We start from the raw sequence: 26,273 nt of genomic DNA, 5'->3' as shown, positions 1-26,273 counted from the left end.
ACGAAAGGCTGAGACTATGACGAAGCGTATCAACATCTCTTCCGGATCCTCCTTCGAGAAAGCCTTTGGCTATTCCCGTTGCGTGAAGGTGGGCGACACGGTCTATGTGTCTGGCACCGTCGGCATCAATTTCGAGACGGGTGAATGCAGCCCCGACCCGGTCGAACAGCTTCGCCAGGTCATCGGCAATATCGAGCCCTGGCTGGAAAAGGCCGGCGCCTCGCTGAAGGACGTCGTGCAGATCACGACCTATGTCACCTCCGCCGAAGTCTTTGCCGCCATCGGCCCGACGCTGAAGGAAATCTTCGGCGAGATCCTGCCGACGAATGCAGCGCTCGTCGTCCAATTCCCGGTCCCGAACGTCAAGGTCGAAATCTCCGCGACGGCTGTCATCGGCTGCGGCGCCTGATAAAATGGCGGCCGCCGGACTTGCCGGCGGCCGCTCCCTTTCTTGGCCTCCTTGCGGGCGTCCGGCATGCTTCGAAATCTCATTCATCCCGACAACCGGCATGCCCTCACCGTGGGAATAGGCCTTGTCATCATTGGCTACTTCCTCTTCGCGTTGAATGACGTGGTGGCCAAATTCCTGGTCGCGAGCTTCGGCGTCGCACAGGTGCTGACCATCCGTGCAATCGGCGCCTTTGCCGTTCTCGTGCCGCTGGCACGCCAGCAGGGCGAACATCCCTTCCGCAATGTGCATCGACCGCTCGTGCAGGTATTGCGCGCGCTTCTCATCACGCTGGATACGGCGTTGTTTTACGCCGCGGTTGTCTATCTGCCGCTCGCCGACGTCATGACGTTCTACATGGCCGGGCCGATCTACATGACGGTGGCGTCGCATTTCCTGCTGGGCGAGCGGGCCGGCTGGCGGCGCTGGAGCGCCGTTCTGCTCGGTTTCATCGGCGTCGTGGTCGCGCTCGATCCATCGACATCGGCGTTCTCGGCGCCGGCCTGGTTTGCGCTCATCGGCGGACTTGCCTACGCACTCACATTGGTGCTCAATCGTTCTCTTGCGCGGACGGGCGACGCCACGCTTGGCATCTACCAGGGACTTGCCACCTTCATTCTTGCCGGTGCGGCTTCCATTTTCGACTGGCGATCCTTCACCATAGCCGAAGGCGCATCCATGCTTCTTCTGGGCGTGATCGGCGCATTTGCCCATCTCGTCGTCACGCGTTCGCTGAAGCTTGCGCCGGTATCGATCCTGGCGCCGTTCCAATACACCCTTCTGCTGTGGGGAATGCTTTTCGGATTTTTGTTCTTCGGCGACGTTCCGGGTCCCAACATGATCGTCGGATCGGCGATTATTGTCGTTGCCGGCCTGTTCATCTCCCACCGTAAGGCGCGAAAGGTGGAGACGGTTCCAGACAGCGACCTGCCGGCGCAACTGCCATGAGCACAGGTCCATGGCCGTGTGCGCCTGAGAACCACGCACCAGCCCAGAGCCGTGAGCGTCGACGCGTTTCGCAAACACTTTCCCAACACCTCATCGAAAGTCCCTGATCATGTCTATGGCAAGCCCGATCGATCCAACCATGCAAGGCGTCGTCTGGACGAAAACCCTGCAGGAAACCGTTCGCGACTATCCTCGCCTTGTCGGCGAGGAGACCGCCGACCTCGTCGTTGTTGGTGGCGGTTATTCCGGCCTCAACGCGGCGATCCATGCGACGCGACATGGTTTGAACGTTGTTGTGGTCGAGGCCGGGCGCGTTGGAAACGGTGCCGCCGGTCGCAATGGCGGTTACAACGTGCCCCATTTCCCGGGTGGGATGACCCCCTCCGTCGTTGAAGCCGCCATCGGTCCTCGCAAGGGTCGCGCGCTTGCCGATCTGGTGCTTCACGGGGCGGATGCCGTCTTCCGACAGATAGAGGCGTTCCAGATCAAGTGCTCGGCAGTGCAGAACGGCTGGATGCAGCCGGCACATTCCGATACCTCGATACTGAAGGTGCGCAAGGTCCATGATGAGTGGAAAGCGCTCGGCGCCGCGGTGGAATGGCATTCCGCCGCTGATGTCGCTGACCTTCTCGGTGCACGGGGCTATCTCGGTGGCTGGTCCAACGCCGAGGGCGGGACCGTCAATCCCTACAGCCTCGCCGTGGGTTTGGCGCGTGCCGCGGAGCAGAGCGGCGTGCGTATCTTCGAGAACAGTCCGGTCGATGGCTTTGAGGAGACGGGGCAGGGTGTCGTCGTCCGCTGCGGGGCAAATCGCGTTTTCGCCAAATCCGCCGTTTTCGCCACCAATGCCTATACGGGCGATTTCCTGCCGGCCATTCAAAAGTCGGTTATTCCCGTTTACCTCTATCATGTCGCAACGAAGCCGCTGCGCGAGGAGTTGCGCGGCGAAATCCTGAAAAGCCAACTTTGCTTTACGGACCTGCGCAAGTCCGGCGGCTTCGGCCGTCTCGATGCGGACGGGCGTCTGATTTCGGGTGGCGCCGTCTTCGATTTCGGCAACAAGATTGCTTATGGGCAGGACCATGCCCGCGCGCGCATGAAGCTGCTCTTCCCCAAGCTGACGGATAGGGACATCGAACTGGAAAGCTATTGGGAGGGTTACTGCGCGGTGACGGAGAGCTATCTGCCGCATATCCTGCGGCTTGGCCGCAACGTCTTTTCCGTCGGCGGCTTTTCGACGCGCGGGGTCAATCTGGCCCAGAATCTCGGGCGGGTCATGGGCGAGTTCATGGCGGGAAAACGTGATCTCGACAGTATTCCGGTCAACATCTACGACCAGCGCCACGACGTGCCGCTCTGGTCGATAAAGACAAGGGCGGCACGCTATGTCTTCCCTTATTATCGTCTGAAAGACGCGATGGGGCTGAGCTAGCGCGCGTTACCCTATAGCCTCGGTGTGTCCCGGTACGAGAGGGCAGTCATCGGCTAGGCGACGCCGCCCCCGCGCGTCGTTTGGCTGGCGGCCCGGCGCAATTCTGGTCGGTTTTGCCAAGAAGTCCGTGCCGGGTTTTCATACAATCTTCCGCGGCCCGCGCTTGCTTCGATGCGGAAATATGTCACGCTACGGCACAGAGTGCCGCCCAACGCGTCGCAGCTTTAGGTCGTTGTTCAGCTTTCTGCCCTAACGTCAGGCAATCTTGCATGCGGGGATTTCGGATGGGCGTCGTGACGCTGGACCAGGTGGAGCGCCAGATAGCGCGGGGTTTTCGCCTTCTGCGCTTCGCCCCGGATATCGAGGCCGCGTTCCGCAAGGACTATGCGGCGGAACGGGTGCGGCTGGCCGCGATCTGGGGTGTGATCGGCACGCTGATCTACGACCTGGTCTATTTCGGCGATCGCACCATGATGGCGGACGTCTTCACCGAGCTGGTCATCGTTCGTTTCCTGGTGTTCACGCCCTTCGTGATCGGATGCATCCTTGCTGTTCGCCGCTGGCCGGATGCGCTTCTGTACGACATTCTCTCCATTGCGATCGCCGTGCTGGGTGTCACCCTGCCCATGGCCGTCGCCACACAGAGCGCCAGTCCCTACCTTTTCGTCTACCAGAACGGCAATTCCGCCGCCTTCCTGTTTTTCGTCATCGCATTGCGGCCGCGGTTTCCCGCCGTGCTGGCAGGGCTTGTGTTGATGTGCGCCTCGCATTTCACCACCACGCAGCTGACCGGCGCCTTCGACGCCGTCACCTATTCCGGCATCGTCACCTTTTATGTGACGCTCTCGATCTTCCTGGCGGTGAGTGCCTATTTCTTGGAGCAGACGGACCGGCAGAATTTTCTCAACCAGCTGCGGGCCAGCCTGCTCTACGGGCAGCTCGAATACAATTCCGAACGCGATGAACTGACGGGACTGCTGAACCGGCGCTCGCTCGCGCGGATTTGCGAGCGGCTGTGGAGCGGCAATCACCAATCGGGGGTCGCCGCCATCCTTCTCGATATCGATCATTTCAAGCGATTCAATGACGTCCACGGCCATATCGAAGGCGATGCCTGCCTTCGCACCATCTCGCAGTGCATCCGCGACACGGCGGATGAGGCATCCTTCGTGTTCCGCTTCGGCGGCGAGGAGATGCTTGTGCTTTCGCCCATCCGGGAACCCCTGACGGCGCTTGCAACGGCGGAGCGCATCCGGGTCGCGATCGAAAACCTGGCCATGCGTCATCGTGGGCTCGAAGAAGGCTGCGTGACCGTCAGTCTGGGTGTCGCCTTCGCGGCGCCGTCCGAGGTGACGCTCGAAGGGCTTCTGCGGGATGCCGACAGCGCGCTCTACGAAGCAAAGCGCAAGGGTAGAAACATGGTGGCGCTTGCCGGCGGGCCGGTCGCCGGCACCCGTGTTGCCTAGGATCAACGTTTAAAGGCGCACGGCAGTGCCTGGCCCGGATTACCGTCCGGTGTGCCTCAGGCTGAACGGTTTCATCAACCGACCTGCGGCTCAGCCAGCGTTCCATCCCGATTATGAGAAAACGTGGGCCTTGCCCGTCACGCCGAGGCGTACGAGGGCGCCGAGGGCAGGCAGCGCTATGCTCGACGTCTTGATGAGGATTGGCGGCAACGCGATATCGGGAAGGGCGACGGCGACGGTGCAGACGGCGCCGCCGAACTGCACATCGACGACGCGTCCGCCGTCCTGTGGCGCGGTGCCGTCAACGACGATACTGATCTGTTCCGGCCGCAGCATGATTTCCGCGCTGCCCGCATGGCCGCCTTCGACCGCCACGCGCCCCAGGGCACAGTCGGCGAAGCCGTTGGTGACCGTTGCCGGCAGCAGCACGGCGTCGCCGAGAAACCGTGCGGTTTCCCGGTCGCGCGGATGCTGGTAGAGCGTCTGGGGCGAGCCGGCCTGAACCAGGCGCCCCTCCCGCAGCACGGCGACCTGATCGGCGAAGGAGAGCGCTTCCGCCTGGTCGTGGGTGACGAGGATGGCGGTGATGCCGGCCGTCTGGAGAACGCGCACGACCGCCTTGCGCATGGTCTCGCGCAGGCCCGTGTCGAGGGCGGAGAAGGGCTCGTCGAGCAGCATGAGGCGCGGCCGCCGGCCGAGCGCCCGGGCCAGCGCCACGCGCTGTTGCTGCCCGCCGGATAGCTGGTGCGGTCGACGCGTCGCCATGGCGTCGTCGAGCTCGACCATGTCCAGCAGTTCGGCGATGCGGCGCGTCCGATCCGGCGCGCCGCGCTCGAAGCCGAAGGCGACATTTTCGGCGACGCTCAGATGCGGAAACAGCGCGCCATCCTGTGAGACGATGCCGATGCCGCGCTTGTGTGCCGGCACGCCCGCCGGTCCTTCGGCGAGCTGCTTCCCATCGAAACGTACAGTGCCGCTGTCGGGAAACTCGAAACCGGCGATGATGCGGAGCAGCGTCGACTTACCCGAGCCGGAGGGACCGACCACGGCGGTCCGGCTGCCGGGTTCGACGGAAAGGCTGACATCGTCCAGCGCTGCTACCGGGCCGTACCGCTTGCTGATGGTCTCGAGATGCAGCAGCGTCATTGGCCGGCGGTCCGTTTCGATTGGGCATGGAGGAGGAGGGTGAGCGGCAGCGACAGCACGACCATCATCACCGCATAGGGTGCGGCGGCGACATAGTCGATCTCGCTGGTGAGCGCCCAGAACCGGGTGGCGAGCGTATCGACGCCGGTCGGTGCCAGCATCAGCGTGGCGGTCAGTTCGTTGGTGATGCCGAGCGAGACAAGGGCGACGCTGGCTGCAGCCCCGGGTGCGGCGAGCCTGAGCGTGATCTGGCGCACCGCCTGGCCGGGCGTGCGGCCGAGCGCCATGGCCGCGCGCTCCAGCTCCACCGGCGCCTGCGCAAGGCTGGCGCGCAGGCCGACCATGGCGCGCGGCAGGAAGAGCAACACATAGCCGGCGAGCAGCAGGGCGAAGGTCTGGTAGAGCGGCAGCAGGAACCGCACCGTGACCGATACCAGCGCAAGTGCCACCACGACGCCCGGCAGCGAGCCGACATAATAATGGCAGGCCTCGAGAAGGCGTTGCAGCCGGCCGGGTGCGCGCACGGACAGCCAGGCCATGGGCGCTGCGGCAATTGTCGCGAGGATACCGCCGGCGAGGGCCAGCAGCATGGTTTGCCCCATCGCGCTTGTGACCTCGTTGTTCCAGATGGCGGCGCCGCCAAGCCAAAGCCAGCGGCCGAGTGTCAGCAGCGGCACGCCGAGGGTCAGGACCGCGAGCGCTGCGGGCAGGAGCAGGATCGGCAGAGAGAGACGCCCGAGCCGCTGCCGGGTGGCCGGTCGCGCAGCACCAGAACCGACGCGGGCGTAACGCTCGTTGCCACGCAGCAGCACTTCGAGGCCAAGCAGGAAAAGGCAGCAAGCGACCAGTACGCCGCCGATCATGCTGGCGGCCGGGCTGTTATAGGAGGACTGGAACTGATCGACGATGGCGGTCGCCAGCGTATCGAAGCGGATCATCGCGAACAGGCCGTATTCCGACAGGAGATGCAGGCCGATCAGCAGCGAGCCGCCGCAGATGGCGAGGCGCAATTGCGGCAGGACCACGCGGAAGAACACGGCGACGGGCGCAAGGCCAAGCGAGGCGGCGGCATCCTCCACCGCGGGATCCAGCCGCCGGAGAGCCGCGGCCACCGGCAGGTAGAGAAACGGATAATAGGCGAGGACCGCAACGAACACGCCCCCGGAGAGACCCCGCATGCCCGGCACGAGACTGACCCAGGCATAGCTGTGCACGAAGGCCGGCACGGCGAGTGGCGTTATCGCCAGCCACGCCCAGAGGCGAGCGCCCGGAATGTCGGTGCGTTCCGTCAGCCAGGCGAGGCCTACGGCGACCGCGATCGACAGCGGAATGGTCAGGACTTCGAGATAGAGGGTGCTGAGGATCAGTTCGCCGACGCGCGGGCGGAAGACCAGCGTCTTCACCGTTTCCCAGCCGACATCATAGGTCACCCAGCCGATGAAACCGAGTGGCACGAGGCTGAACAGCGCCACCAGCGCGGCAAACACGATCACCGGCACATGTGGGAGCGACGTGCCCACGCGCCTGCGCGCCGGCCAGGCGTCGGTGAATGCTTCCGCTGTGCTATCCTGCAACACGGCCCATGCCTTCATGCCACGCGAACAAGTGGAGGCCGTTGCAGCATTCCGCGGCCATCCGACCTTGCCCTAAGGATTTCCTGAGTAAAAGGCAATGGTTTGTCATAGGCAGCCGGCGAACCGCACATCGCTTCTGGAAACGGTCGCGATCCCGTTATAAGTAGAGTCTTGTTGGCCAGTTTTGCACCGGCACCCGGATTTCGAGCAGGAGAACACCATGAACATGTCGATCCGAATGACAGCGGCAGCGCTGTCGCTCTTTGCAGCGGCGTCGCTGGCGTCAAGCGTCCGCGCGCAGGAAGTGGATGAACTCGTCATCTACAATGCCCAGCATGAAGGGCTCGGAAAGGTTTGGATCGAGGCCTTCACGAAGGAGACAGGCATCAAGGTGGTGGTCCGCAAGGGCAGCGACATGGAATTCGCCAACCTGATCCTCCAGGAAGGCGACCTGACGCCGGCCGACGTGTTCCTGACGGAAAATTCGCCGGCCATGGCGTTGCTCGATACGGAAGGACGCTTTGCACCGGTCGACAAGGAAACGCTCGACCAGGTGCCGGCGGAGTATCGCCCGGCAGATGGCATGTGGACCGGCATCGCCGCACGATCGACAGTTTTTGCCTATGACAAGACGAAGCTCAGCGCGGAGACGCTGCCCAAGTCGATGCTCGATCTTGCCGATCCGGCCTGGAAGGGCCGCTGGGGCGCGTCGCCCGCCGGCGCGGATTTCCAGGCGATTGTGGGGGCATTGCTGCAGCTCAAGGGCGAGGAGGCGACGTCCGCCTGGCTCACGGCGATGAAGGAAAATGCGACGCCCTACAGAGGCAACAGCGTTGCCATGAAGGCGGTCAATGCCGGTGAAATCGAAGGGGCGGTGATCTATCACTACTATTGGTTCGGCGATCAGGCGAAGACCGGCGAAAACAGCAGCAACGTGGCGCTGCACTATTTCAAGAACCAGGACCCGGGCGCCTTCGTCAGCATCTCCGGCGGCGGCATCCTGAAGACCAGCAAACACCAGAAGGAGGCGCAGGCCTTCCTGAAATGGATCACCGGCAAGTCCGGCCAGTCCATCCTGCGCGATGGCGATTCTTTCGAATATGCGATTGCGGGTGATGCCAATCCCAAGCTCGTTCCGCTCAAGGATCTCGATGCCCCGAAGGTGGAGGCCTCAACGCTTGACAACAAGAAGGTCGTGGAACTGATGACCGCCGCCGGCCTGCTTTGATGCTTGGCGGTGCGCGTCTATCGGCCGCGCACCGTCCATTTCACAAGCTGGGATCGCAGGGCGCCTGCCTATACTTCGAACACGTCCTCGAACGATTCAGGGAAGCTTTTGCGGGCGACCCGCTCGTCTATGACGAGCATTGCCTCATAGGACATCGGGTCGAACTCCTTCTCCACCGCCAAGACCTCGCGGCCGAAAAGCAAACTGAGGCGGGCGGCGTCGAGATTGCCGCGTTCGAAGGGTTCCGGGCCGAAATGGTGCCAGAGGGCATGCAGGAAGGCCGCGTCGATGCGGTGTTCGGCGGTGCCGGGACGGCCACGACGAGGCAATGCCTTGATCGGCGTCACTCCGCGTGGATTGGCGCGGCGGATGGTGAACTGCACGCCCGTGCCCGGCATGCCGGATGGAAAGCCGCGGTGCTTGATCATGTCGGGCAGGGTTGCCATGGGATGCTCCTATGCCGTTTCCTGGCCGATCTTGTCCTGCGTCTTCGTCTCGAAGTCGGAGGCATCGTGCCGCTCGTGCAGCTGTTCGGATGGATCGCCGTTCAGCCGGGTGACCATGCGGCCGCGCTTGACGGCCGGTCGGGCGGCGATTTCGGCCGTCCAGCGCTGGACGTTCTTGTAGCTGTCGACATCGAGGAAGGTGCCGGCGTCGCCATATTGCTTGTGTTGCGCAAGGCCACCGTACCAGGGCCAGATCGCCATGTCGGCGATGGTATAGGCAGTACCCGCCATGAACTGGTTTTCGGCCAGATGCCGGTCGAGCACGTCGAGCTGGCGCTTCACCTCCATCGCGTAGCGGTCGATGGCGTATTGGATATGGATCGGCGCATAGGCGTAGAAATGGCCGAAGCCGCCGCCGAGGAAGGGTGCCGAGCCCATCTGCCAGAACAGCCAGTTGAAGGTCTCGGTCCGGGCGCGCAGGTCGTCCGGCAGGAAGGCGCCGAATTTTTCGGAGAGATAGAGCAGTATGGAGGCCGATTCGAAGATGCGCACCGGTGCCCCGCCGCCCTTCGGCGCGTGATCGAACAGCGCCGGGATCTTGGAGTTCGGGTTGACATCGACGAAGCCGGAACCGAACTGGTCGCCGTCCCCGATGCGGATCGGCCAGGCGTCGTACTCGGCGCCCGCGTGTCCCGCCGCCAGAAGCTCCTCCAACAGGATGCCCACCTTCACGCCGTTCGGCGTGGCAAGCGAATAGAGCTGCAGTGGATGTTTCCCGACCGGCAAGGCCTTGTCATGGGTCGGACCGGCGATGGGGCGGTTGATATTGGCGAAGGTGCCGCCATTGCCCTTTTCCCATGTCCAGACTTTCGCAGGTTCGTAGCCGGCGGGGAAATTATCGGCTGGGGATTTCTCAGTCATGCAAATATCCTTGTTCTGAAGGAGCATATCCAATTTGCGAGCGCAGCGTCACCCGGCACGAGGCGGCGCGCTGCATCTCTGCACAGTTCTATCGTGCCCGCATGCCCGGGCATCCTTCAGATGGGGATGGTTTTGACAAACTGCGACAGCCGCCTCCCGACATTGTCAGACAGAAGGCGGCTTTTTACGCGGCTGGCTCGAAGGTGAAGCGAAGCGAATGCGACGCCGCTGAGGGCTATCGCAATCCTTTCGCGCGGTCCCAGGCTTGCGACCACATTTTCAGGGCTTTCTGGCTCAGCGCCTTCGGCAGATGCAGGCGCTTCTGCGCCTCATCGGAAGGATAGAGGTTGGGATTTTCCCGCAGATTTTCGTCGAGCAGGGCGAGTGCTGCCTTGTTCGCTATCGAGAAGCCGGTCTCCGTCGCGGCCGCGGCCGCAATCTCAGGGCGCATGAAGAAGTCGATGAAGGCGTGCGCGGCTTGCGGGTGAGATGCGTCGGCCGGTATGGCGAGCACGTCGGTCCAGACCAGGTTGCCCTCCTTCGACAGGCGATAGGTAACGGTGAACGGCTTGCCGGCTTCCTTGGCGCGGCTGCTGGCGATCAGCATGTCGCCCGAAAAGCCGATGGCGAGGCAGAGGCTACCGTCGGCGAGATCGTTGACATAGCTGGAGCTATGAAACTTGCGCACATAGGGCCGGACCTTGGTGACGACTTCCACTGCCTTTTCGAGTCCGGCTTTGTCGGTCGTGTCCGGGTTGAGCCCGAGATAGATGAGCGCCAGGCCCAGCACCTGTTCGGCATCGTCGAGCATGCCAACGCCGCAGGAGGCGAATTTTTCAACGATCTGCGGATCGAAGACCATGCGGAGCGAATCGACCGGCGCGTCGGGCATGATCGCCGTCACCTTCTCGACATTGTAGCCGACCCCGGTCGTGCCCCACATCCAGGGCACATTGTGGGCATTGCCGGCATCGACGCTTTCGCCGCGGGTCAGAACGGCGGGATCGAGATTGCCGAGGTTGGAAAGACGGGTGCGATCCAGCGGCGCCCAGACCCCGACCGGAAGCTGGCGCAGCAGGTGGGGGGAAAGGTTGACGGTCACAAGGTCGTAACCGGATTTGCCCGTCAGCATCTTGGTCTCGACCATGTCGTTGGAATCGAACAGGTCGTAGGAAACCTTGATGCCTGTCTCCTTCTCGAACTCGGCAATCGATTGGGCGCTGAAGTAGGATTCCCAGGAATAGAGGTAGAGAACCTTCTCTTCGGCCTCGACCGAGGTGGCGAAAAGGCATGCCGTCGCAAGTGCCAGCCAGCGTTTCATCGTCGTTCTCCGTTTCTGATGGCGGGTCATCGGGGTTGCTGCTGCGTGACACAGTGGATGCCGCCGCCGTTTTCGTAGATGCGGTCGGCGTCGATCTGGACGATGCGGCGGCCGGGATGCAGCCGGCCGAGAACATTCTTCGCCAGCGCATCCGCTTTCCTGTCGCCGAATTGCGGCGTGTAGAGTGCGCCGTTGCCGACATAATAGTTCGCGTAGCTGCTCAAAAAGTCCTCGCTCGTCGAACGACCCTCGGTTGCCGAGGGAATGGAAGCGATCTCGAAGGTACGGCCGCGGGCGTCATGCGCTTTCGCCAGGATGGCAAGCGCCTCGTCATGGGCGTGCGCCCATTCCGACGTATCGCCGGGATAGCTGCTGGCCACGATGAGACCCGGTGCCACGAAGCGTAGCGAACCGTCGATATGCCCGTCCGTGATGTCGAGCCCGCGCACGCCCGGAACCCAGATGACGGTTTCGACACCGAGGGCGGCCTTCAGGCGCTGCTCGATGTCGGTGCGCGTCATGCCGGGATTGCGATTGTCGTTCACCCAGCAGCTTTCGGTGAGGAGAAGCGTGCCGTCGCCGTCATATTCGATACCGCCGCCTTCGCCACAGAGGTCCGCATCGTGACGGTCGACGCCCGCCAGCGCTGCAATCCGTGCGGCAAGCTTGCCGTCGCGCGCATGAGCCTGCTTGTTGCCCCAGCCGTTGAAGCCGAAATCGACGGCGGCGACGCCGCCATCTGCCTTGCGGACGAAGACAGGGCCGCTGTCGCGCGCCCACATGTCGTCGGTCGGGATATCGACAAGCTGAACCTTCGGCCCGCAGAGACGGGCAGCCAAACCATGCTGGTCCGCCGGGGTGGCCATGGAAACAGGCTCGTTTTCAGCGATCGCCGCGGCAAGCCGGCCGAGCGTTTCCTGAACGCTTTCGAAATAGGCGCCGGGGCCGCCGTAGAGGCTTGGGGTCGACGGCCAGGCCATCCATGTTCTCTCGTGTGGCTCGGCTTCGGCGGGAACGGCTATCATCCCGATATTCTCCTCTTCGGCACGGCTGCGCGCTGCTGGCATCAATGCCAATCCTGCGGTTGCCAGAACAAAGCTACGGCGTGACAGGGCAGTGTATTGTCCGGTCACAGGGGCTGTTCCTGCGTGATGCAGTGGATCGCGCCGCCGGCGGGCACGACGGCGCCGACATCGACGGTGACGATCCGGCGGTCCGGGAAGGCGACGGAAACGGCTGCCCTGGCCTCCTCGCCGGAGGGGCAGCCAAACGTCGGCATCACCACGCCGCCATTGGTCAGCGCAAAATTGATGTAGGAGCGCGCAAAGATCTCGCTGGTCGCCTCGACGTCGTAGGCTTCCGGTATGGGAATGACCTCGAAGCTGCGGCCGCGCGCATCCGTCTGGCTGCGCAGGGCGGCGAGATTGTCGGCGAGAATGCGTCCGTGCAGATCGGTCGGATCGGGATTGTATTCGAACATCACGACGCCCGGGCGCACGAAACAGCACATGCCGTCGACATGACCATCCGTCTCCAGGTCCAGCGGATCACCCGGCAGCCAGACGACCTTTTCAAGGCCGAGCATGCGCAGGAGTTCCTGCTCCACCCAGGCTTTCGAAAGGCCCGGATTGCGGTTGGGATGAAGCAGGCTCGTTTCCGTGGCGATGAGCGTGCCATCGCCATCGCAGGTCAGCGAACCGCCTTCGCAATGAATGAACGATTGCGCGATCTCCGCCCCTTCATGCGCCAGCACGCGGCCGGCCAAAGCATCGTCGGCGTCGAAAGGCTTGTGTTTGCCGCCCCAGGCATTGAAGCGCCAGGAAACGCCGGCAAGACCGCCATCGTCCCGCTTCATGAAGGTCGGACCGGAATCGCGAATCCAGCAATCGTCGATCGGCATCGGGACCACCTCGATACCGTCACCGAGATAGGCACGGGCATCTGCGGCGTGCGCTGGATGCGCCACCATGCTGACGGGCTCGAAACCAGCGATGGCGTGCGCGACGTCGGCATAGGCCCGCTGCATGGCCGGCAGGCGCTCGCCATAGAGATCCTTGCGGTGCGGCCAGGCCATCCAGGTCTTGGCATGCGGTTCGAATTCACCCGGCCGGCGCAGCTTCACCTGTGGTTGCGGCGATACTCTCGTATCCATTCTTGACTCCTGTTCATTTGCTGCGCTCATTATTCGCCGAACGAATGCGGCGTACAAACGAGAAGCATTCCTGCTTGAAATGAATGGAATTCATGAATGGTGAAGTTCCGGCATATTCCGCCGACCCAGTTCCTGAAGGGGTTCGAGGCTGCTGCCCGCCTTGAAAGTTTCAGCCGAGCGGCAGAAGAAGTAGGCCTCACCCAATCGGCCATCAGCCACCAGATGCGGCTGCTCGAAGGCCAGATCGGACAGCCGCTGTTCCTGCGCATCGGCCGGGAGGTGCGCCTCACGGATGCCGGGCGCGACTATCACCGCACGGTACGGCGCTGCCTTGACATGATGGAGGAGGGCTACCGGCGCCTCGAGCCTTATCGCAAGCCCGGCAGCGTCGTCATCTATGCGCCGCAGGATTTTGCCCGGCGCTGGCTCCTGTCGCGTTTGCCGGCACTGAGGGCGGCTGCGCCGGCCTGCGAACCCTGGCTGGACACGAGCGGCGCGGCTGTCGATTTCGAGACGATGGAAGTGGATATCGCCCTCATCCACGCCCAAGAGCCGCCGCCCGGTTGCGAAAGCCTTCTGATCGCGCGCGACCGCCTGTCGCCCGTTGCCAATCCGGGACTTGCAGTGGGGCTGACCCATCCGTCCGACCTGCTGCACGCGCCCTTGATCCACGAGGAGGGGCCGATCGGTTGGGCCGAGTGGCTGGACCATGTCGGCGCCGAAGCCGGCAAAGTCTGGAAGGGAACGAATTTCAGCGATAGCGACATTGCCCTTGCGGCTGCGGAGTTGGGGCAGGGTATTGCGCTGGCGAGCCTGTTCCTGGCTGGAGACGCTCTTGCCGCCGGTATCCTGGTCCGGCCCTTCGTCGAGACAGTCGATTCGGGCCGCGCCTGGTATGCGTTTTCCAGCCCGGAGCGGCTCAAGGATGGCGACGTGCGGGACGTCTGGTCCTGGTTGGAGAAGCAGGCGATGGAAAGGGAAACGGATTAACCGGCACCGCGTCACGGCGTCGCCGTGCGGGCACCTCTGGTCTTGATTTTTGAATAAGGGTCTTATGTTGACCGTCGAAGCTGTAGCAGTGGCGCTTCTCGATCAGGCGCGCCGATAGATCCTTTCAAAGCCTCGAGAAGTGTCTTTATGTCTTTGTTTTCTCGCTTTCATCGCCTTGCTGTTTCCTTAATTCTTTTCGTTTTCCTGACCGCACCGGGTTTTGCCCATGCGCCGACGCAGGAGGCCATCCGGCAATCGGATGCGATTGCGGTGGAGATGAAGGCGCTCGCCGAGCAGGGCGACACGGACGGTGCCCGCCGCAAGGCGCAGGAGGCGAGCGTGCGGTTCAAGGCGCAAGGCGAGGCCTGGCTTGCCGCCAGCTACGCCGTTTCAGCCGCCGATTACGCCATGCGCGCGGGGGATGCCGCGGGCGTCGACGCGGAATATTACCCCCGAATGCAGGAACTGCTGGCGACCCTCGATCCGGTCGAGGAGACGCGCGCCAATCTGCTGCTCGAACTGCTGATGGATGCCAAGGGCAAGCTTGGCGATAAGGACCGGCAGGATGCGCTCGGGGAACTCTATGAAGAGCGAATCCGCAAGGTGCGTGGCAAAAACAGCGAGCAGGATATCGACGGCCGGGTGCGCACATCCTACAGCCTGCTCGAAAACGGCCGTCTGGAGGATGGCCTAAAGAAGATCCGGGCGGCGCTCGTGACCTCGCAGAAGACCGAACTGCATGCTGTGACGCTGCGGCATTACACGCAGATCGCCCGCAGCCTTCATGCAAGCGGCCTCAACGACGAGGCGGCCGCCTTCTTCCACGAGGCCGAGCAGACGCGGGCGATCCGGGCCGATGCGAAGGAGCTGGCCGATTTCTATCTCGCCTATGCGGAATTCCGCACGGCGGTGCCGGATACCCAGCAGCATTTCGTGCCGCTCTATTCGATGGCGACCAATCTCTACGCCCGTTTCTACGGCCACGAATCCCCCGAACTGATCCACGCCACGGACAAGCTGGCGACAGCCCTGTCGGATGTCGGGCAATACGGCACCGCGATCGACCTCGAACGGCGCAATTACGAGATCGCCCAGAAAGCGCTCGGTGAAGACGACACCGTTACATGGCGCATCGCCAACAATCTGGCCGACATGCTGCGCGGTCTTGGTTCGCCGTCGCGCGCATTGGAATACGACCTCAAGGTGCTGGAAAATCGAACCCGCCACTACGGGCAGAATCACTTCAACACGCTGGTGAGCGCCAACAACACCGCGCAGAACTATCTCGATCTTGGCAACTATGGCGAAGCACGGCGCTATTTCGCTCTCTGCCTCGACATCTCCAAGGCGCTCGGCGATCCCGTGACGATTGCCGGCATGGAGGCCTGGCTTGCCTATACCGATCTCCTTTCGGGTGCTGCGCCGCTGGATGCGGCCGCCATCAGCCGCATGGATGCGCTCATCACCGATTCCAACTACCCGGCCATATTGAGCATGAAAGCGGCCGATCTTCTTGCCGGTCATTTTGGACTGAAAGGCGATACGGAGCGCCAGATCAAACATCTGCAGCAGGCCTACAGCATTGCCGGCGGTGAAATGGGCATGGCCCATCCGCTCGCCTTTGCCGGGCGCATTGCCATCGCGAATGCCAAAGCCGCGACGGACAAGGCGACCGCCGCGCAGGAGTTTGCGGGCATCGACCGCGACATGCTTGGCTGGGTGAATCTCCAGGTCTCGGTCGCCGGCGGGCGCGATGTCGGCGAAGCGGTGCGCGCCATGGCCGATGGCATGCTCTACGACTATGCGCGCTTTGCCGAGCACAATCCCGCGGCGGTGCCGGCCTTTGCCGATGCGACGCGGCGCTGGCCGTCGCTGGCGACCGCCGATGCCGACAATATCCTGAAACTCGCCCGCACGATCGACCCGTCGGATGGTGAAACCGCCCGCCTGCTAGAACGCATCTCGCGCCTTTCACGCATCGCCCGCGAGACGTTTGCGGCGGATGTCGAACAAGACCTCGCCTACGAATACCTGGCGGAGACCAAGACGCTTGAAAAGCAGCTCAACGACCGGATCGTTGCGCGCTATCATCTCGATCGCGAAACGGTGCTGAACCAGGCGCTGCCGACATCGGCGGATCTGCTTGGGCAAGATCAGGCGCTCGTCCAGTATTTCACGACCCGCAAATGGCGGGCGGACAGGGAGGGCGCCGATCCGATCGCGGATACCAGGCTCTACGCCATCATCTGGCGCAAAGGCGCAGGCCCGGTGCTGAAAGCGCTCGGTGATCCGCGGGAACTGTTGTCGAACGACGAGGAGATTGTCGCGGCCCTCCAGACGCGTGAGCGCAGTGGAGATGACAACAGAGGATTGCGCATAGACGCGAGCAAACGTGCCTTCTCAAGCCTGCACGACCGGTTGGTCGCGCCGCTCGAAAAGGAAATATCAAGTGCGAAGACGCTCTTCATAGTGCCGGACGGGCGATTGTTCGCCTTGCCCTTTTCGCTGCTGGAGGATGCCGGCGGCAAATTGCTCGAAGAGCGCTTCACGCTGCGGCTCCTGACGGAGCCGGAAGCGCTCTACCGCGCTGTCGACGATCGTGTGCTGCCCGCAAAGGGCCGGGTCGTGCTGGCGGGTGGCATCGACTATGCCAGGGGAGAGGAGGGCGGTGCCATGCCCTTGCCGGGCACCCTGCGCGAGGTGGAAGCCATCGGCAAGGTCCTGTCCCGCCCCGGCCTGAAAATCGAAACCCTCACGGGAACGGATGTCGGCGAAACAGTGCTCCGCGAGCGCATGACGGGAGCCGCCATTGCCCATCTGGCCACACACGGAGCCTATGGTAGCCCGAAGAACGGCGGCGCCAGCAATGTCGACACGCTCTGGCAGAGCGAGGTCATCCTGGCGCAATCCGGCGACAGTCGTGCCATGCGCCGCGACGAGAAGGACGGGCGGCTCTATGCCTTCGAGCTGATGGGCTGGGACCTTTCCGGCCTCGACCTGCTGGTTCTGTCCGCCTGTGAGACAGGCCGTGGCGACGAGGCCTTCGTGGGCGGCGTGCGAGGTCTGCCGACCGCGGTGGGCCTTGCCGGTGCAAAGCGCTCCCTGCTGACGCTCTGGCCCGTCGCCGACGACGGGACAGCGGATTTCATGGTGCGCTTCTACGAACACCTGAAGGCCGGCCAGACCTATGCAGCCGCGTTGCGCAGCACGCGGCGCGATGCCATCGAAGGGCGGATCCCGACGGCAAGGGATCCGCTGGTCTGGGCCGCGTTCGTGCTGTTCGAGAACTAGAGCAATTCCAGCAAAAGTGGGTGCCGATTTTGCGTCCGGAATTGCGTAAAAGCAAAGCTCTAGGCGTTGTCGAAGATTGCCATGTCGAGTTCGGCCTTGCGGCCCAACGTCGTCATCCATTCGGTGAACTGCGGACGGTTCCGGATCTGGCGACCGTAATGGCGGCCGAGGGCTGCCGTGAGGTCACCCTTTCGGCCGAGCTGTTCGTCGGCAAAGCTCACCATCTGCGAGTTCGGCCAGGCTTGCGGACGAATGCCGACAAGACGGGTGAACAAGGCTTCGCCCGGTTCGTCCGGATTGGCCTGTGCCATCAGCGTCAGCATGGCAGCCGTCGAGCGCGATATGCCCATATGGCAATGCACGAGCAGATGGCTCGCCCCCTGTCGCCCGTGGAAGTCCGCGCCGAATTGCAGGATCGCTTCGACATGGTCGGGATGCGGCATGGTCCGTTCCGGCGCCGCGGCAATGATGTCGTGGAAGCGCAACGTGGTGCGGTGGTGCTGGCCGTAGGTCTGGAACACGTCCAACTCCGGGTATTCCGGGTCGATAATCGACAGCACGTGGGTCACGTTCCGGGCTTGCTGGCCCGGCAGTTCCTCGATCCCGCAAACCGAGAGCTCTGGAGAGAAGACGACGTCCATTTTCGAATCAGTCCTTAGTCGATGGGTGGTTTTCGGGACGATAGAGATACAGCAGGGGGAAACGAAGGCATTTTCGTTTCGCCGGTGACGCGTGCCGGTCCTCAGGGGACGCTTGATGGTTGGGGCAGTACGGCTTGTCTCAGCACATGCTCCAGCCAATCGGCAAAGACCTGCAGGCGGCGAGAAAGATGCTGGCGGTGCGGGTAAAGCAGCGTCATCGGCAACGGTTCGGCGCGTTGCTGCGGCATGACCTCGACGAGGTCGCCCGCGTCGAGATGCTGGCGAACGTCGTAGGCGGGGATCTGGATCAGGCCGAGGCCGGCGAGGCAGCAGGCGATATAGGCTTCGGCGCTGTTGGCGGTGACGCGTCCACGCATCGGCAGGGTGCGCAGCACGCCGTCCTCCAGCCATTCCCAAGGCTCGACCCGGCCGGTGGACGGCGAGGCGTAGTTGACCGCCCAATGCGTGCCGAGATCGTCGGGTGTTTGCGGTGCGCCGTGCCGGGCAATGTAGCCGGTGCTGGCGACATTGATCAGCGGCAGATGCCCGATCGAACGGGCAATCAGCCCGGAATCGGTCAACGGGCCGACGCGCAGCACGCAATCAACGCTATCCTCCACCAGGTTGATCGCCCGGTCCGTCACGCCGAGATCGATGTCAATTGCCGGGAACCGGTCGAGGAAATCCGGCAGCGCAGGCGCGATGATGAGCCGTCCAATCCGCCCCGGCACGTCGATACGCAGCCGACCGGCGGGTGCGGCGCTGTTGTCACCGAACAGTCCTTCCGCTTCCTCGACGGCGGCGACGAGGTGCAGGCAGCGCTGGTAGAAGGCCAAACCATCCTGGGTGGGGGAAACGCGTCGCGTCGTGCGGTGCAGCAGGCGGGCGCCAAGCCTGCCCTCCAGGGTCGCTATCGCCGCCGAGACCGATGAGCGCGGAAGGCCGAGCGTATCCGCCGCCCGGGTGAAGCTCGCGCTTTCGACGACGCGGGTGAAGATGCGAAAGAGGTCGATGCGATCCAAGCGGCCCCGCCATTGTTCGTTGATCCTGACATATGATGTCAGACTGTCCGGCTTTATTGCAACATTCCAGTCGATAAGTTTGCTCCGGCGTCAGGCGGGCACCATGCCCGGCCAAAGGATTGCTCAAGGAGAACCACACCATGACCGACCATTCCATCAAGGGTAAGACCGTCATCATCGCCGGCGGTGCAAAAAACCTCGGCGGCCTGATCGCCCGCGACTTCGCTGCCCATGGCGCCAAGGCCGTTGCCATCCACTACAACAGCGCCGCCACGAAGGCGGATGCCGATGCCACGGTTGCCGCGGTCAAGGCCGCGGGTGCCGAGGCGGCCGCTTTCCAGGCCGATCTGACGACCGCCGGTGCTGTTGAAAAGCTGTTTGCCGATGTCGTGACCGCGCTCGGCCATCCTGACATCGCGATCAACACCGTCGGCAAGGTGCTGAAGAAGCCGATTGTCGACATTTCCGAGGCCGAATATGACGAGATGAGCGCCGTCAACGCGAAGTCCGCCTTCTTTTTCCTCAAGGAGGCCGGCAAGGCGCTGAACGACAACGGCAAGATCTGCACGCTCGTCACATCGCTGCTCGGCGCTTACACGCCGTTCTATTCCAGCTATGCCGGCACCAAGGCGCCGGTCGAACACTTTACGCGCGCGGCATCCAAGGAGTTCGGCGAGCGCGGCATCTCGGTGACGGCGATCGGCCCCGGCCCGATGGATACGCCCTTCTTCTATCCCGCCGAAGGGGCCGATGCGGTCGCCTATCACAAGACAGCGGCCGCGCTGTCGGGTTTCTCAAAGACCGGCCTTACCGATATCGAGGACATCGTTCCCTATATCCGCTTCCTCGTTTCGGAGGGCTGGTGGATGACCGGCCAGACCATTTTGGTCAACGGTGGCTACACCACAAAGTAAACCTGAGAGGAACCGTTCGGGATCGTCAATCCCGAACGGTTCACGACTTCGTGGGTCGATTGCCCTGGAAGCGGCCACGGATTGACGCTGCCCGGTCAAATCATGTTTATCCGGTGGCGTACCGCGATTCCGATCCTGTAAGATGGGGCCGCGCGATGAGAAGCGCGACTGCAGGAGGCCGAACATCACCAGTCCTTCCTTTTCGACGCGGCAGGTTCGGTTGGCGTCGGGGCTTGTGCTCTTTTCCTTCGTTGCGACCCATCTTGCAAACCATGCCCTTGGGCTCGTTTCTCTCGACGCCATGGAAGCCGGGCGAGGCGTTTTTCTTACGATCTGGCGAAGCACACCGGGCACCGTTGCGCTGTATGGCGCTTTTCTCGTTCATTTTGCGCTGGCTCTCCGGGCCATCTATTCGCGCCGGGCGTGGCGCATGCCCCTTGGCGAGTTTGCCCAGATTGCTTTCGGTTTGTTGCTGCCGTTCCTGCTGGTCGATCATGTCTTCGGCACCAGGGTGCTCCATGAAACCACCGGCGTCAGGGACCAGTATGCCCGCGTCATCTACAATCTATGGGTCGTGTCTCCTGTCGGTGGCGTGAAGCAGTCCTTCGTGCTCGTCGTCGCCTGGGCGCACGGCTGTCTCGGGCTGTATTTCTGGCTGCGGCAGCGATCCTGGTTCGCGCGGCACCAGCCCGTCTTCCTTGCCGTCGCGGTGCTGCTTCCGTCCCTGGCATTGCTTGGATTTGTCGATGCCGGCCAGACGATCGCTAGACTGGCTGCGAAAGGCGGCCTTGATCCCTCGGTAACGGCTATGCCGCCCGAGAGTGCGAGCACCGCGTTTGCCGACACCGCGCGCACGATCGTCTATTCGGTTTTGGTGGCGCTGGTCGGCGGCCTCTTCGCCTTTCGTCTCCTTCGCTATCTGCGCCTGCGCCGGAACATGGTGGAAATCCGCTATGGCGCGGGACACACCGTCCGGGTGCCGCGTGGCTTCAGCGTCCTCGAGGCGAGCCGCCGGCACGGCATACCCCATAACTCCACATGTGGCGGCAAGGGGCGGTGCTCGACGTGCCGTGTCCGTGTCACCGAGGGCTTGCACCGATTGTCGCCGCCAACGGAGACCGAGCAGAAGACGCTCGCGAGGATCAATGCCGGCAAGGATGTCAGGCTGGCCTGCCAATTGCGCGCGATGAGCGATCTCACGGTCATTCCGCTGTTGTCGACCGCGGTCACTGCTGCCGAGGTGGTGCCGCGTTTGAGTGTCGCGCCGGGCAGGGAGCAGGAGGTCGTGGTCCTGTTCTGCGATATCCGCGGCTTCACCAAACTCGTCGAGGCGCGCTTGCCCTTTGACGTCGTCTTCCTGCTCAACCGCTATTTTGCCGTGGTTGGGCGCGCCGTAGAGGCGGAAGGGGGCAAGCTGGACAAGTTCGTCGGCGACGGGGTCATGGCACTGTTCGGTGTCACGCCCAGTGCGCTTGATCCCTGCCGTGGCGCGTTTGCGGCGGCCGTTGCAATCGGCGAGGGCATCCGCGAACTCAATCAGGAGCTTGCCGAGGAACTGAGGGCTCCTCTCCGGCTGGCGATCGGCATCCATGTCGGCCCCGCCGTCGTGGGCGCCATCGGCTACGGATCGGCAATCGGCATCACGGCGATTGGCGATACGGTCAATATTGCAAGCAGACTGGAGGGGGCAGCAAAGGAACTCGACGCTTATCTCGTCGCATCCGAACGGGCTGCCCGCCGCGCGGGCCTCGATCTGTCGGCAGCGAGCCAGCGTACGATCGATGTGCGCGGGCGTTCCTTGGCCCTGAACGTCGTTGCGTTCGACGATATGCACGATTTGTCCAGAAGCCTTGATGGCGAGATCGAACCTCTCTCATAAGGGTTTGCCTGTTGCGGACAGGTCTTGATGGTTGGTTTCGCGCGGCGCGCCGGCCGTAGCCTTCGCCCTGTCTTCGAGCGGCATCCGCCAAAATTCCTATAGGATTCCTATTTTTTCGCCGCCCGGTTGCTCTCGAATGCCTATCCGGTTTGGCCACATATCAGAGCGTGAGAGATCGAAGGATGCTCTCCACGCTAGAAAGCTTTCTCGGTGTCGCCCGTCCGGACGGCGCCTTTTGGCTTGTCTCGCTCCGCCCAAACCAAAGGAGTCCGAATGATGATCGACGTCATTCTTATCGGCACAGCGGTCGTCTTCTTCGCCCTCTGCTTTGCCTACACGCAAGCCTGCGACAGGCTGTGAGGAGAGCATACGATGTTGTTCGACTATGTCTTTAGCGGTGCCGTCACCGTCTTTCTCACCATTTACCTGACCTACGCTCTCATTCGGCCAGAACGCTTCTGATGAAGCTGCCGGGTATTGAAAGTTTCCTCCCATGACCCTCAACGGATGGCTACAGATCCTGCTCTTCTGCGGGATCGTCCTTGCCCTCGTCAAACCGCTCGGCGCCTATATGACGCGCGTTTTTGCCGGGGAACGTACATTTCTTTCTCCCGTCCTCGTTCCGATCGAACGGGGGCTATACGCCCTGGCCGGCACCAGCGATCGCGAAGAGCAGCGCTGGACGAGCTACGCCTTCGCCATGCTCGCATTCAACCTTGCCGGCCTGCTGCTGCTTTATGGATTGCAGCGCATGCAGGGCATGCTGCCGCTCAATCCTGCCGGTATGACCGCGGTCGGGCCGGAACTGTCGTTCAACACCGCCATCAGCTTCGTCGCCAATACCAACTGGCAGAACTATGGCGGTGAAAGCACCATGTCCTATCTGACGCAGATGGCCGGGCTGACGGTGCAGAACTTCGTTTCCGCCGCCACCGGCATGGCGATCGCCGTCGCCCTGATCCGCGCGTTCTCGCGCGCCTCGGGCAAGGCGCTCGGCAACTTCTGGGTCGATATGACCCGCGCCACGCTCTACATATTGCTACCGATCTGCATCGTGCTGACGCTTGTCTATGTCGCGCTCGGCGTGCCGCAGACCTTCGGCCCCTATGTGACGGCGACGACCCTAGAAGGGGCGCAGCAGACCATCGCGCTCGGCCCGGTCGCCTCGCAGCTCGCCATCAAGATGCTCGGCACGAATGGCGGCGGCTTCTTCAACGCCAACTCGGCCCATCCGTTCGAGAACCCCGACGCCATCTCGAATATGATCCAGATGGTCTCGATCTTCGCGATCGGCGCGGCCTTCACCAATGTCTTCGGTCGCATGGTTGGCAACCAGCGCCAGGGCTGGGCGATCCTCGCCGCCATGGGCGTGCTGTTCGTCGCCGGTGTCGCCGTTACCTACTGGGCGGAAGCCTCCGGCAACTCGCTGATGCATGCCTTCGGCCTGCAGGGCGGGAACATGGAGGGCAAGGAAGCCCGCTTCGGCATCGTCATGTCCTCGCTCTTCGCAGTGGTCACGACGGCAGCCTCGTGCGGCGCGGTCAATGCCATGCATGGCAGCTTCACGGCGCTCGGCGGCCTCATCCCGCTCATCAACATGCAGCTCGGCGAGGTCATCGTCGGCGGCGTCGGCGCAGGCTTCTACGGCATCGTCCTCTTCATCATCGTCGCCGTCTTCGTGGCAGGCCTGATGGTCGGACGCACGCCGGAATATCTCGGCAAGAAGATCGAGGCGAAGGAGATGAAGATGGCCGTGCTCGCCATCCTTTGCCTGCCGCTCGCCATGCTGGTCTTCACGGCCATCTCGAGCGTCATGCCCTCGGCGGTCGCATCGATCGGTACGGCCGGCCCGCACGGCTTCTCCGAGATCCTCTACGCCTATACGTCGGCTGCGGCCAACAACGGCTCGGCCTTCGGCGGCCTGACCGGCAACACGCCCTGGTACAATGTCACTCTCGGCCTCGGCATGCTGATGGGGCGCTTCCTGGTCATCGTTCCCGCGCTGGCGATTGCCGGTTCGCTGATCGCCAAGAAGACGGTTCCTGCCTCGGCCGGCACCTTCCCGACGGACGGGCCGCTCTTCGTCGGTCTGCTCGTCGGTACGATCCTCATCGTTGGCGGTCTTACCTTCTTCCCGGCGCTGGCGCTCGGCCCGGTCGTCGAACACCTGGCCATGCTGGCCGGGCAGACCTTCTGAGGAGCGGCCACGATGCGTCGCGTGACAAGACCTTCCGTCTCCACCCCGGTTCGCCGGGGTGGAGAAAGCAGCCGGTGGTGTGCGTCCAATGCCATTCTGGCGATGTTGGGCGCCCTCTTCGCCATCGCCTGCATCATCGAATTCCTTCGCGGTTGACCGGTCACCGGTTCCGCATTTTGTTTCAAAGCTGGAGTCTCTTATGAGCCAGGCAAAATCCGCGAGCGTCCTGGATTCTCGCATTCTCATCCCGGCGATCGGCGCTGCGTTCACCAAGCTCAATCCGCGCACGCTTGCCCGCAATCCGGTCATGTTCGTCGTGGCGACCGTCTCGGTCCTCACCACCGTCCTCTTCCTGCGCGACGTTGCTACCGGTGGCGGTGATCTCGGCTTCTCCTTCCAGATCAACCTCTGGCTCTGGTTCACCGTGCTCTTCGCCAACTTCGCAGAAGGCGTCGCCGAAGGCCGTGGCAAGGCCCAGGCCGATTCCCTGCGCAAGGCGCGCAGCGAAACCCAGGCCAAGCTGCTCGCCGCTGGCAGCACCACCGATTATAAGATGGTGCCGGGCACCAGTCTCAAGGTCGGCGACGTCGTGCTCGTCGAGGCGGGCGACATCATCCCGTCCGACGGTGAGGTCATCGAAGGCGTAGCCTCGGTCAACGAGGCGGCGATCACCGGTGAATCCGCGCCCGTCATCCGTGAATCCGGCGGCGACCGCTCGGCCGTCACCGGCGGCACGCAGGTCCTGTCCGACTGGATCCGGGTGCGCATCACGGCGGCTGCCGGTTCCACCTTCCTCGACCGCATGATCTCGCTCGTCGAAGGTGCGGAACGCCAGAAGACGCCGAACGAGATCGCGCTCAACATCCTGCTTGCCGGCATGACGCTGATCTTCGTGCTTGCGACCGCCACCATTCCGAGCTTCGCCTCCTATGCCGGCGGCTCGATCCCGGTCATCGTTCTCGTCGCGCTGTTCGTGACGCTGATCCCGACGACCATCGGTGCGCTGCTTTCGGCCATCGGCATTGCCGGCATGGACCGCCTCGTGCGCTTCAACGTGCTGGCCATGTCGGGGCGTGCGGTAGAAGCTGCCGGTGACGTCGATACGCTGCTGCTCGACAAGACCGGCACGATCACGCTCGGCAACCGCCAGGCGACGGCCTTCAAGCCGGTGCGCGGCGTCACCGTGCAGGAACTTGCCGACGCTGCCCAGCTCGCCTCGCTTGCCGACGAGACGCCGGAAGGCCGCTCTATCGTCGTGCTCGCCAAGGAGAAGTACGACATCCGTGGACGCGACATGGCGAGCCTCAAGGCGTCCTTCGTGCCCTTCACCGCGCAGACCCGCATGAGCGGCGTCGATCTTGAAGGCTCGCAGATCCGCAAGGGCGCGGTCGATGCAGTGCTTGCCTCCGCTGCCAGCGTTGCGCAGTCGGATGTGGTGCGTGAGCTCCAGGCTTCCGCCGACGAGATCGCCAAGGCCGGCGGTACGCCGCTTGCGGTTGCGCGCGATGGCAAGCTGCTCGGCGTCATTCAGCTGAAGGATATCGTCAAGGGCGGCATTCGCGAACGTTTCGCGGAACTGCGCCGCATGGGCATCCGCACCGTGATGATCACCGGCGACAACCCGATGACGGCGGCGGCAATCGCTGCGGAGGCGGGCGTCGATGACTTCCTCGCCCAGGCGACACCGGAAAACAAGCTCCAGCTCATCCGTGAGGAACAGGCCAAGGGCAAGCTGGTCGCCATGTGCGGTGACGGCACCAACGATGCGCCGGCACTTGCCCAGGCGGATGTCGGCGTCGCCATGAACACCGGCACTGTCGCCGCCCGCGAGGCCGGCAACATGGTCGATCTCGACAGCGACCCGACCAAGCTCATCGAGATCGTCGAGATCGGCAAGCAGCTCCTGATGACCCGCGGCGCGCTCACGACCTTCTCCATCGCCAACGACATCGCGAAGTACTTTGCGATCATCCCGGCCATGTTCCTCGCCTTCTATCCGCAGCTTGGCGTGCTGAACATCATGGGCCTCACGAACCCGCAGTCGGCGATCCTCTCGGCGATCATCTTCAACGCGCTGATCATCATCGCGCTGATCCCGCTGTCGCTGAAGGGCGTCAAGTACCGCGCCGTCGGCGCCGGTGCGCTGCTCTCCCGCAACCTCTTGATCTACGGCCTCGGCGGTATCGTCGTGCCCTTCATCGGCATCAAGGCGATCGACATGGCCATTACGGCCCTCGGCCTCGTCTAAGGAGCAAAA

Annotated in this window: 21 protein-coding genes; 12 read left to right on the top strand and 9 right to left on the bottom strand. The window is 63.2% G+C overall.

Translation table 11 applies throughout. The features are described from left to right. Window positions 1–16 precede the first annotated feature (16 nt). The 4 genes from AC1RT2_RS01560 to AC1RT2_RS01545 all read left to right on the top strand — a co-directional run bounded on the left by AC1RT2_RS01560 (window position 17) and on the right by AC1RT2_RS01545 (window position 4,294). Window positions 17–409: a Rid family hydrolase gene (locus AC1RT2_RS01560; protein WP_069062759.1), complete on the top strand. Its 393-nt coding sequence runs from the start codon at window positions 17–19 to the stop codon at window positions 407–409. Window positions 410–475: 66 nt separating this feature from the next. Next, window positions 476–1,396, top strand: a complete 921-nt coding sequence (locus tag AC1RT2_RS01555; RefSeq protein WP_493098825.1) for a DMT family transporter — start codon at window positions 476–478, stop codon at window positions 1,394–1,396. A 109-nt stretch (window positions 1,397–1,505) separates the two neighbouring features. Further along, window positions 1,506–2,828 carry an NAD(P)/FAD-dependent oxidoreductase gene (locus AC1RT2_RS01550; protein ID WP_493098823.1) on the top strand — a complete coding sequence of 441 codons (1,323 nt, stop codon included), beginning with the start codon at window positions 1,506–1,508 and terminating at the stop codon, window positions 2,826–2,828. A gap of 269 nt (window positions 2,829–3,097) precedes the next feature. Further along, window positions 3,098–4,294: a GGDEF domain-containing protein gene (locus tag AC1RT2_RS01545; protein WP_493098821.1), complete on the top strand. Its 1,197-nt coding sequence runs from the start codon at window positions 3,098–3,100 to the stop codon at window positions 4,292–4,294. Window positions 4,295–4,405: 111 nt separating this feature from the next. Here AC1RT2_RS01545 and AC1RT2_RS01540 read toward each other — a convergent pair whose 3' ends face one another. Both AC1RT2_RS01540 and AC1RT2_RS01535 read right to left on the bottom strand, forming a co-directional pair. Continuing rightward, on the bottom strand, window positions 4,406–5,440 hold the full coding sequence (locus tag AC1RT2_RS01540) for an ABC transporter ATP-binding protein (RefSeq protein WP_493098819.1): 1,035 nt from the start codon (window positions 5,438–5,440) through the stop codon (window positions 4,406–4,408). Beyond that, window positions 5,437–6,960, bottom strand: coding sequence for an ABC transporter permease (locus AC1RT2_RS01535; RefSeq protein WP_493099547.1), 1,524 nt, complete (start codon window positions 6,958–6,960; stop codon window positions 5,437–5,439). Before AC1RT2_RS01535 ends, AC1RT2_RS01540 begins: the two co-directional genes overlap by 4 nt. Window positions 6,961–7,234: 274 nt before the next feature. On the opposite strand from AC1RT2_RS01535, the gene AC1RT2_RS01530 reads away from it, so the two are divergent. Then, window positions 7,235–8,242 carry an iron ABC transporter substrate-binding protein gene (locus AC1RT2_RS01530; RefSeq protein ID WP_493098817.1) on the top strand — a complete coding sequence of 336 codons (1,008 nt, stop codon included), beginning with the start codon at window positions 7,235–7,237 and terminating at the stop codon, window positions 8,240–8,242. 68 nt (window positions 8,243–8,310) lie between these two features. Here AC1RT2_RS01530 and AC1RT2_RS01525 read toward each other — a convergent pair whose 3' ends face one another. From AC1RT2_RS01525 to AC1RT2_RS01505, 5 genes are all read right to left on the bottom strand, one after another. Then, the gene (locus AC1RT2_RS01525; protein WP_493098815.1) at window positions 8,311–8,688 is read right to left on the bottom strand and encodes a hypothetical protein; all 378 of its coding nucleotides are present in this window, start codon (window positions 8,686–8,688) and stop codon (window positions 8,311–8,313) included. A gap of 9 nt (window positions 8,689–8,697) precedes the next feature. After that, entirely contained in the window at window positions 8,698–9,609 is a 912-nt protein-coding gene (gene yghU / locus AC1RT2_RS01520) for a glutathione-dependent disulfide-bond oxidoreductase (RefSeq protein WP_493098813.1), read from the bottom strand. A 235-nt stretch (window positions 9,610–9,844) separates the two neighbouring features. Then, complete coding sequence (locus AC1RT2_RS01515; RefSeq protein ID WP_493098811.1) at window positions 9,845–10,930, bottom strand: extracellular solute-binding protein; 1,086 nt, start codon at window positions 10,928–10,930, stop codon at window positions 9,845–9,847. 26 nt (window positions 10,931–10,956) lie between these two features. Then, entirely contained in the window at window positions 10,957–11,955 is a 999-nt protein-coding gene (locus tag AC1RT2_RS01510) for an agmatine deiminase family protein (RefSeq protein WP_493098809.1), read from the bottom strand. A 104-nt stretch (window positions 11,956–12,059) separates the two neighbouring features. Then, on the bottom strand, window positions 12,060–13,082 hold the full coding sequence (locus AC1RT2_RS01505; protein WP_493098807.1) for an agmatine deiminase family protein: 1,023 nt from the start codon (window positions 13,080–13,082) through the stop codon (window positions 12,060–12,062). 96 nt (window positions 13,083–13,178) lie between these two features. Between AC1RT2_RS01505 and AC1RT2_RS01500 the strand changes: the two genes are divergently transcribed. Further along, complete coding sequence (locus tag AC1RT2_RS01500; RefSeq protein ID WP_493098805.1) at window positions 13,179–14,072, top strand: LysR substrate-binding domain-containing protein; 894 nt, start codon at window positions 13,179–13,181, stop codon at window positions 14,070–14,072. Window positions 14,073–14,219: 147 nt separating this feature from the next. After that, complete coding sequence (locus tag AC1RT2_RS01495) at window positions 14,220–17,363, top strand: CHAT domain-containing protein (RefSeq protein WP_493098803.1); 3,144 nt, start codon at window positions 14,220–14,222, stop codon at window positions 17,361–17,363. Between the two features lie 59 nt (window positions 17,364–17,422). Here AC1RT2_RS01495 and AC1RT2_RS01490 read toward each other — a convergent pair whose 3' ends face one another. Both AC1RT2_RS01490 and AC1RT2_RS01485 read right to left on the bottom strand, forming a co-directional pair. Continuing rightward, window positions 17,423–18,004, bottom strand: coding sequence for a tyrosine phosphatase family protein (locus AC1RT2_RS01490; RefSeq protein WP_493098801.1), 582 nt, complete (start codon window positions 18,002–18,004; stop codon window positions 17,423–17,425). A 101-nt stretch (window positions 18,005–18,105) separates the two neighbouring features. Then, complete coding sequence (locus tag AC1RT2_RS01485; protein WP_493098799.1) at window positions 18,106–19,026, bottom strand: LysR family transcriptional regulator; 921 nt, start codon at window positions 19,024–19,026, stop codon at window positions 18,106–18,108. A gap of 140 nt (window positions 19,027–19,166) precedes the next feature. Between AC1RT2_RS01485 and AC1RT2_RS01480 the strand changes: the two genes are divergently transcribed. From AC1RT2_RS01480 to kdpB, 5 genes are all read left to right on the top strand, one after another. After that, on the top strand, window positions 19,167–19,940 hold the full coding sequence (locus AC1RT2_RS01480; RefSeq protein WP_493098797.1) for an SDR family oxidoreductase: 774 nt from the start codon (window positions 19,167–19,169) through the stop codon (window positions 19,938–19,940). Between the two features lie 301 nt (window positions 19,941–20,241). After that, the gene (locus AC1RT2_RS01475; RefSeq protein WP_493098795.1) at window positions 20,242–21,819 is read left to right on the top strand and encodes an adenylate/guanylate cyclase domain-containing protein; all 1,578 of its coding nucleotides are present in this window, start codon (window positions 20,242–20,244) and stop codon (window positions 21,817–21,819) included. A 372-nt stretch (window positions 21,820–22,191) separates the two neighbouring features. Continuing rightward, the gene (kdpF, locus tag AC1RT2_RS01470; protein ID WP_069062776.1) at window positions 22,192–22,281 is read left to right on the top strand and encodes a K(+)-transporting ATPase subunit F; all 90 of its coding nucleotides are present in this window, start codon (window positions 22,192–22,194) and stop codon (window positions 22,279–22,281) included. Between the two features lie 31 nt (window positions 22,282–22,312). Then, window positions 22,313–24,016, top strand: a complete 1,704-nt coding sequence (kdpA, locus tag AC1RT2_RS01465) for a potassium-transporting ATPase subunit KdpA (protein ID WP_493098792.1) — start codon at window positions 22,313–22,315, stop codon at window positions 24,014–24,016. Window positions 24,017–24,215: 199 nt separating this feature from the next. Further along, the gene (gene kdpB, locus AC1RT2_RS01460) at window positions 24,216–26,264 is read left to right on the top strand and encodes a potassium-transporting ATPase subunit KdpB (RefSeq protein ID WP_493098790.1); all 2,049 of its coding nucleotides are present in this window, start codon (window positions 24,216–24,218) and stop codon (window positions 26,262–26,264) included. Window positions 26,265–26,273 lie beyond the last annotated feature (9 nt).

The sequence above is a fragment of the Shinella sp. GW821-FHT11G07 genome, assembly GCF_058808115.1.
Note: the sequence above shows the minus strand (reverse complement) of the source record. Positions and strands in the feature narration are given on the sequence as shown.

Excerpts from the sequence above, each read along its gene's own strand:
- kdpA (WP_493098792.1), top strand. The coding sequence starts at position 22,313 with ATGACCCTCAACGGATGGCTACAGATCCTGCTCTTCTGCGGGATCGTC.
- AC1RT2_RS01475 (WP_493098795.1), top strand. The coding sequence starts at position 20,242 with ATGGAAGCCGGGCGAGGCGTTTTTCTTACGATCTGGCGAAGCACACCG.
- AC1RT2_RS01555 (WP_493098825.1), top strand. The coding sequence starts at position 476 with ATGCTTCGAAATCTCATTCATCCCGACAACCGGCATGCCCTCACCGTG.
- AC1RT2_RS01525 (WP_493098815.1), bottom strand. The coding sequence starts at position 8,688 with ATGGCAACCCTGCCCGACATGATCAAGCACCGCGGCTTTCCATCCGGC.
- AC1RT2_RS01480 (WP_493098797.1), top strand. The coding sequence starts at position 19,167 with ATGACCGACCATTCCATCAAGGGTAAGACCGTCATCATCGCCGGCGGT.
- yghU (WP_493098813.1), bottom strand. The coding sequence starts at position 9,609 with ATGACTGAGAAATCCCCAGCCGATAATTTCCCCGCCGGCTACGAACCT.
- AC1RT2_RS01550 (WP_493098823.1), top strand. The coding sequence starts at position 1,506 with ATGTCTATGGCAAGCCCGATCGATCCAACCATGCAAGGCGTCGTCTGG.
- AC1RT2_RS01500 (WP_493098805.1), top strand. The coding sequence starts at position 13,179 with ATGGTGAAGTTCCGGCATATTCCGCCGACCCAGTTCCTGAAGGGGTTC.
- AC1RT2_RS01560 (WP_069062759.1), top strand. The coding sequence starts at position 17 with ATGACGAAGCGTATCAACATCTCTTCCGGATCCTCCTTCGAGAAAGCC.
- kdpF (WP_069062776.1), top strand. The coding sequence starts at position 22,192 with ATGTTGTTCGACTATGTCTTTAGCGGTGCCGTCACCGTCTTTCTCACC.
- AC1RT2_RS01545 (WP_493098821.1), top strand. The coding sequence starts at position 3,098 with ATGCGGGGATTTCGGATGGGCGTCGTGACGCTGGACCAGGTGGAGCGC.
- AC1RT2_RS01515 (WP_493098811.1), bottom strand. The coding sequence starts at position 10,930 with ATGAAACGCTGGCTGGCACTTGCGACGGCATGCCTTTTCGCCACCTCG.
- AC1RT2_RS01510 (WP_493098809.1), bottom strand. The coding sequence starts at position 11,955 with ATGATAGCCGTTCCCGCCGAAGCCGAGCCACACGAGAGAACATGGATG.
- AC1RT2_RS01530 (WP_493098817.1), top strand. The coding sequence starts at position 7,235 with ATGAACATGTCGATCCGAATGACAGCGGCAGCGCTGTCGCTCTTTGCA.
- AC1RT2_RS01540 (WP_493098819.1), bottom strand. The coding sequence starts at position 5,440 with ATGACGCTGCTGCATCTCGAGACCATCAGCAAGCGGTACGGCCCGGTA.
- kdpB (WP_493098790.1), top strand. The coding sequence starts at position 24,216 with ATGAGCCAGGCAAAATCCGCGAGCGTCCTGGATTCTCGCATTCTCATC.
- AC1RT2_RS01490 (WP_493098801.1), bottom strand. The coding sequence starts at position 18,004 with ATGGACGTCGTCTTCTCTCCAGAGCTCTCGGTTTGCGGGATCGAGGAA.
- AC1RT2_RS01505 (WP_493098807.1), bottom strand. The coding sequence starts at position 13,082 with ATGGATACGAGAGTATCGCCGCAACCACAGGTGAAGCTGCGCCGGCCG.
- AC1RT2_RS01495 (WP_493098803.1), top strand. The coding sequence starts at position 14,220 with ATGTCTTTGTTTTCTCGCTTTCATCGCCTTGCTGTTTCCTTAATTCTT.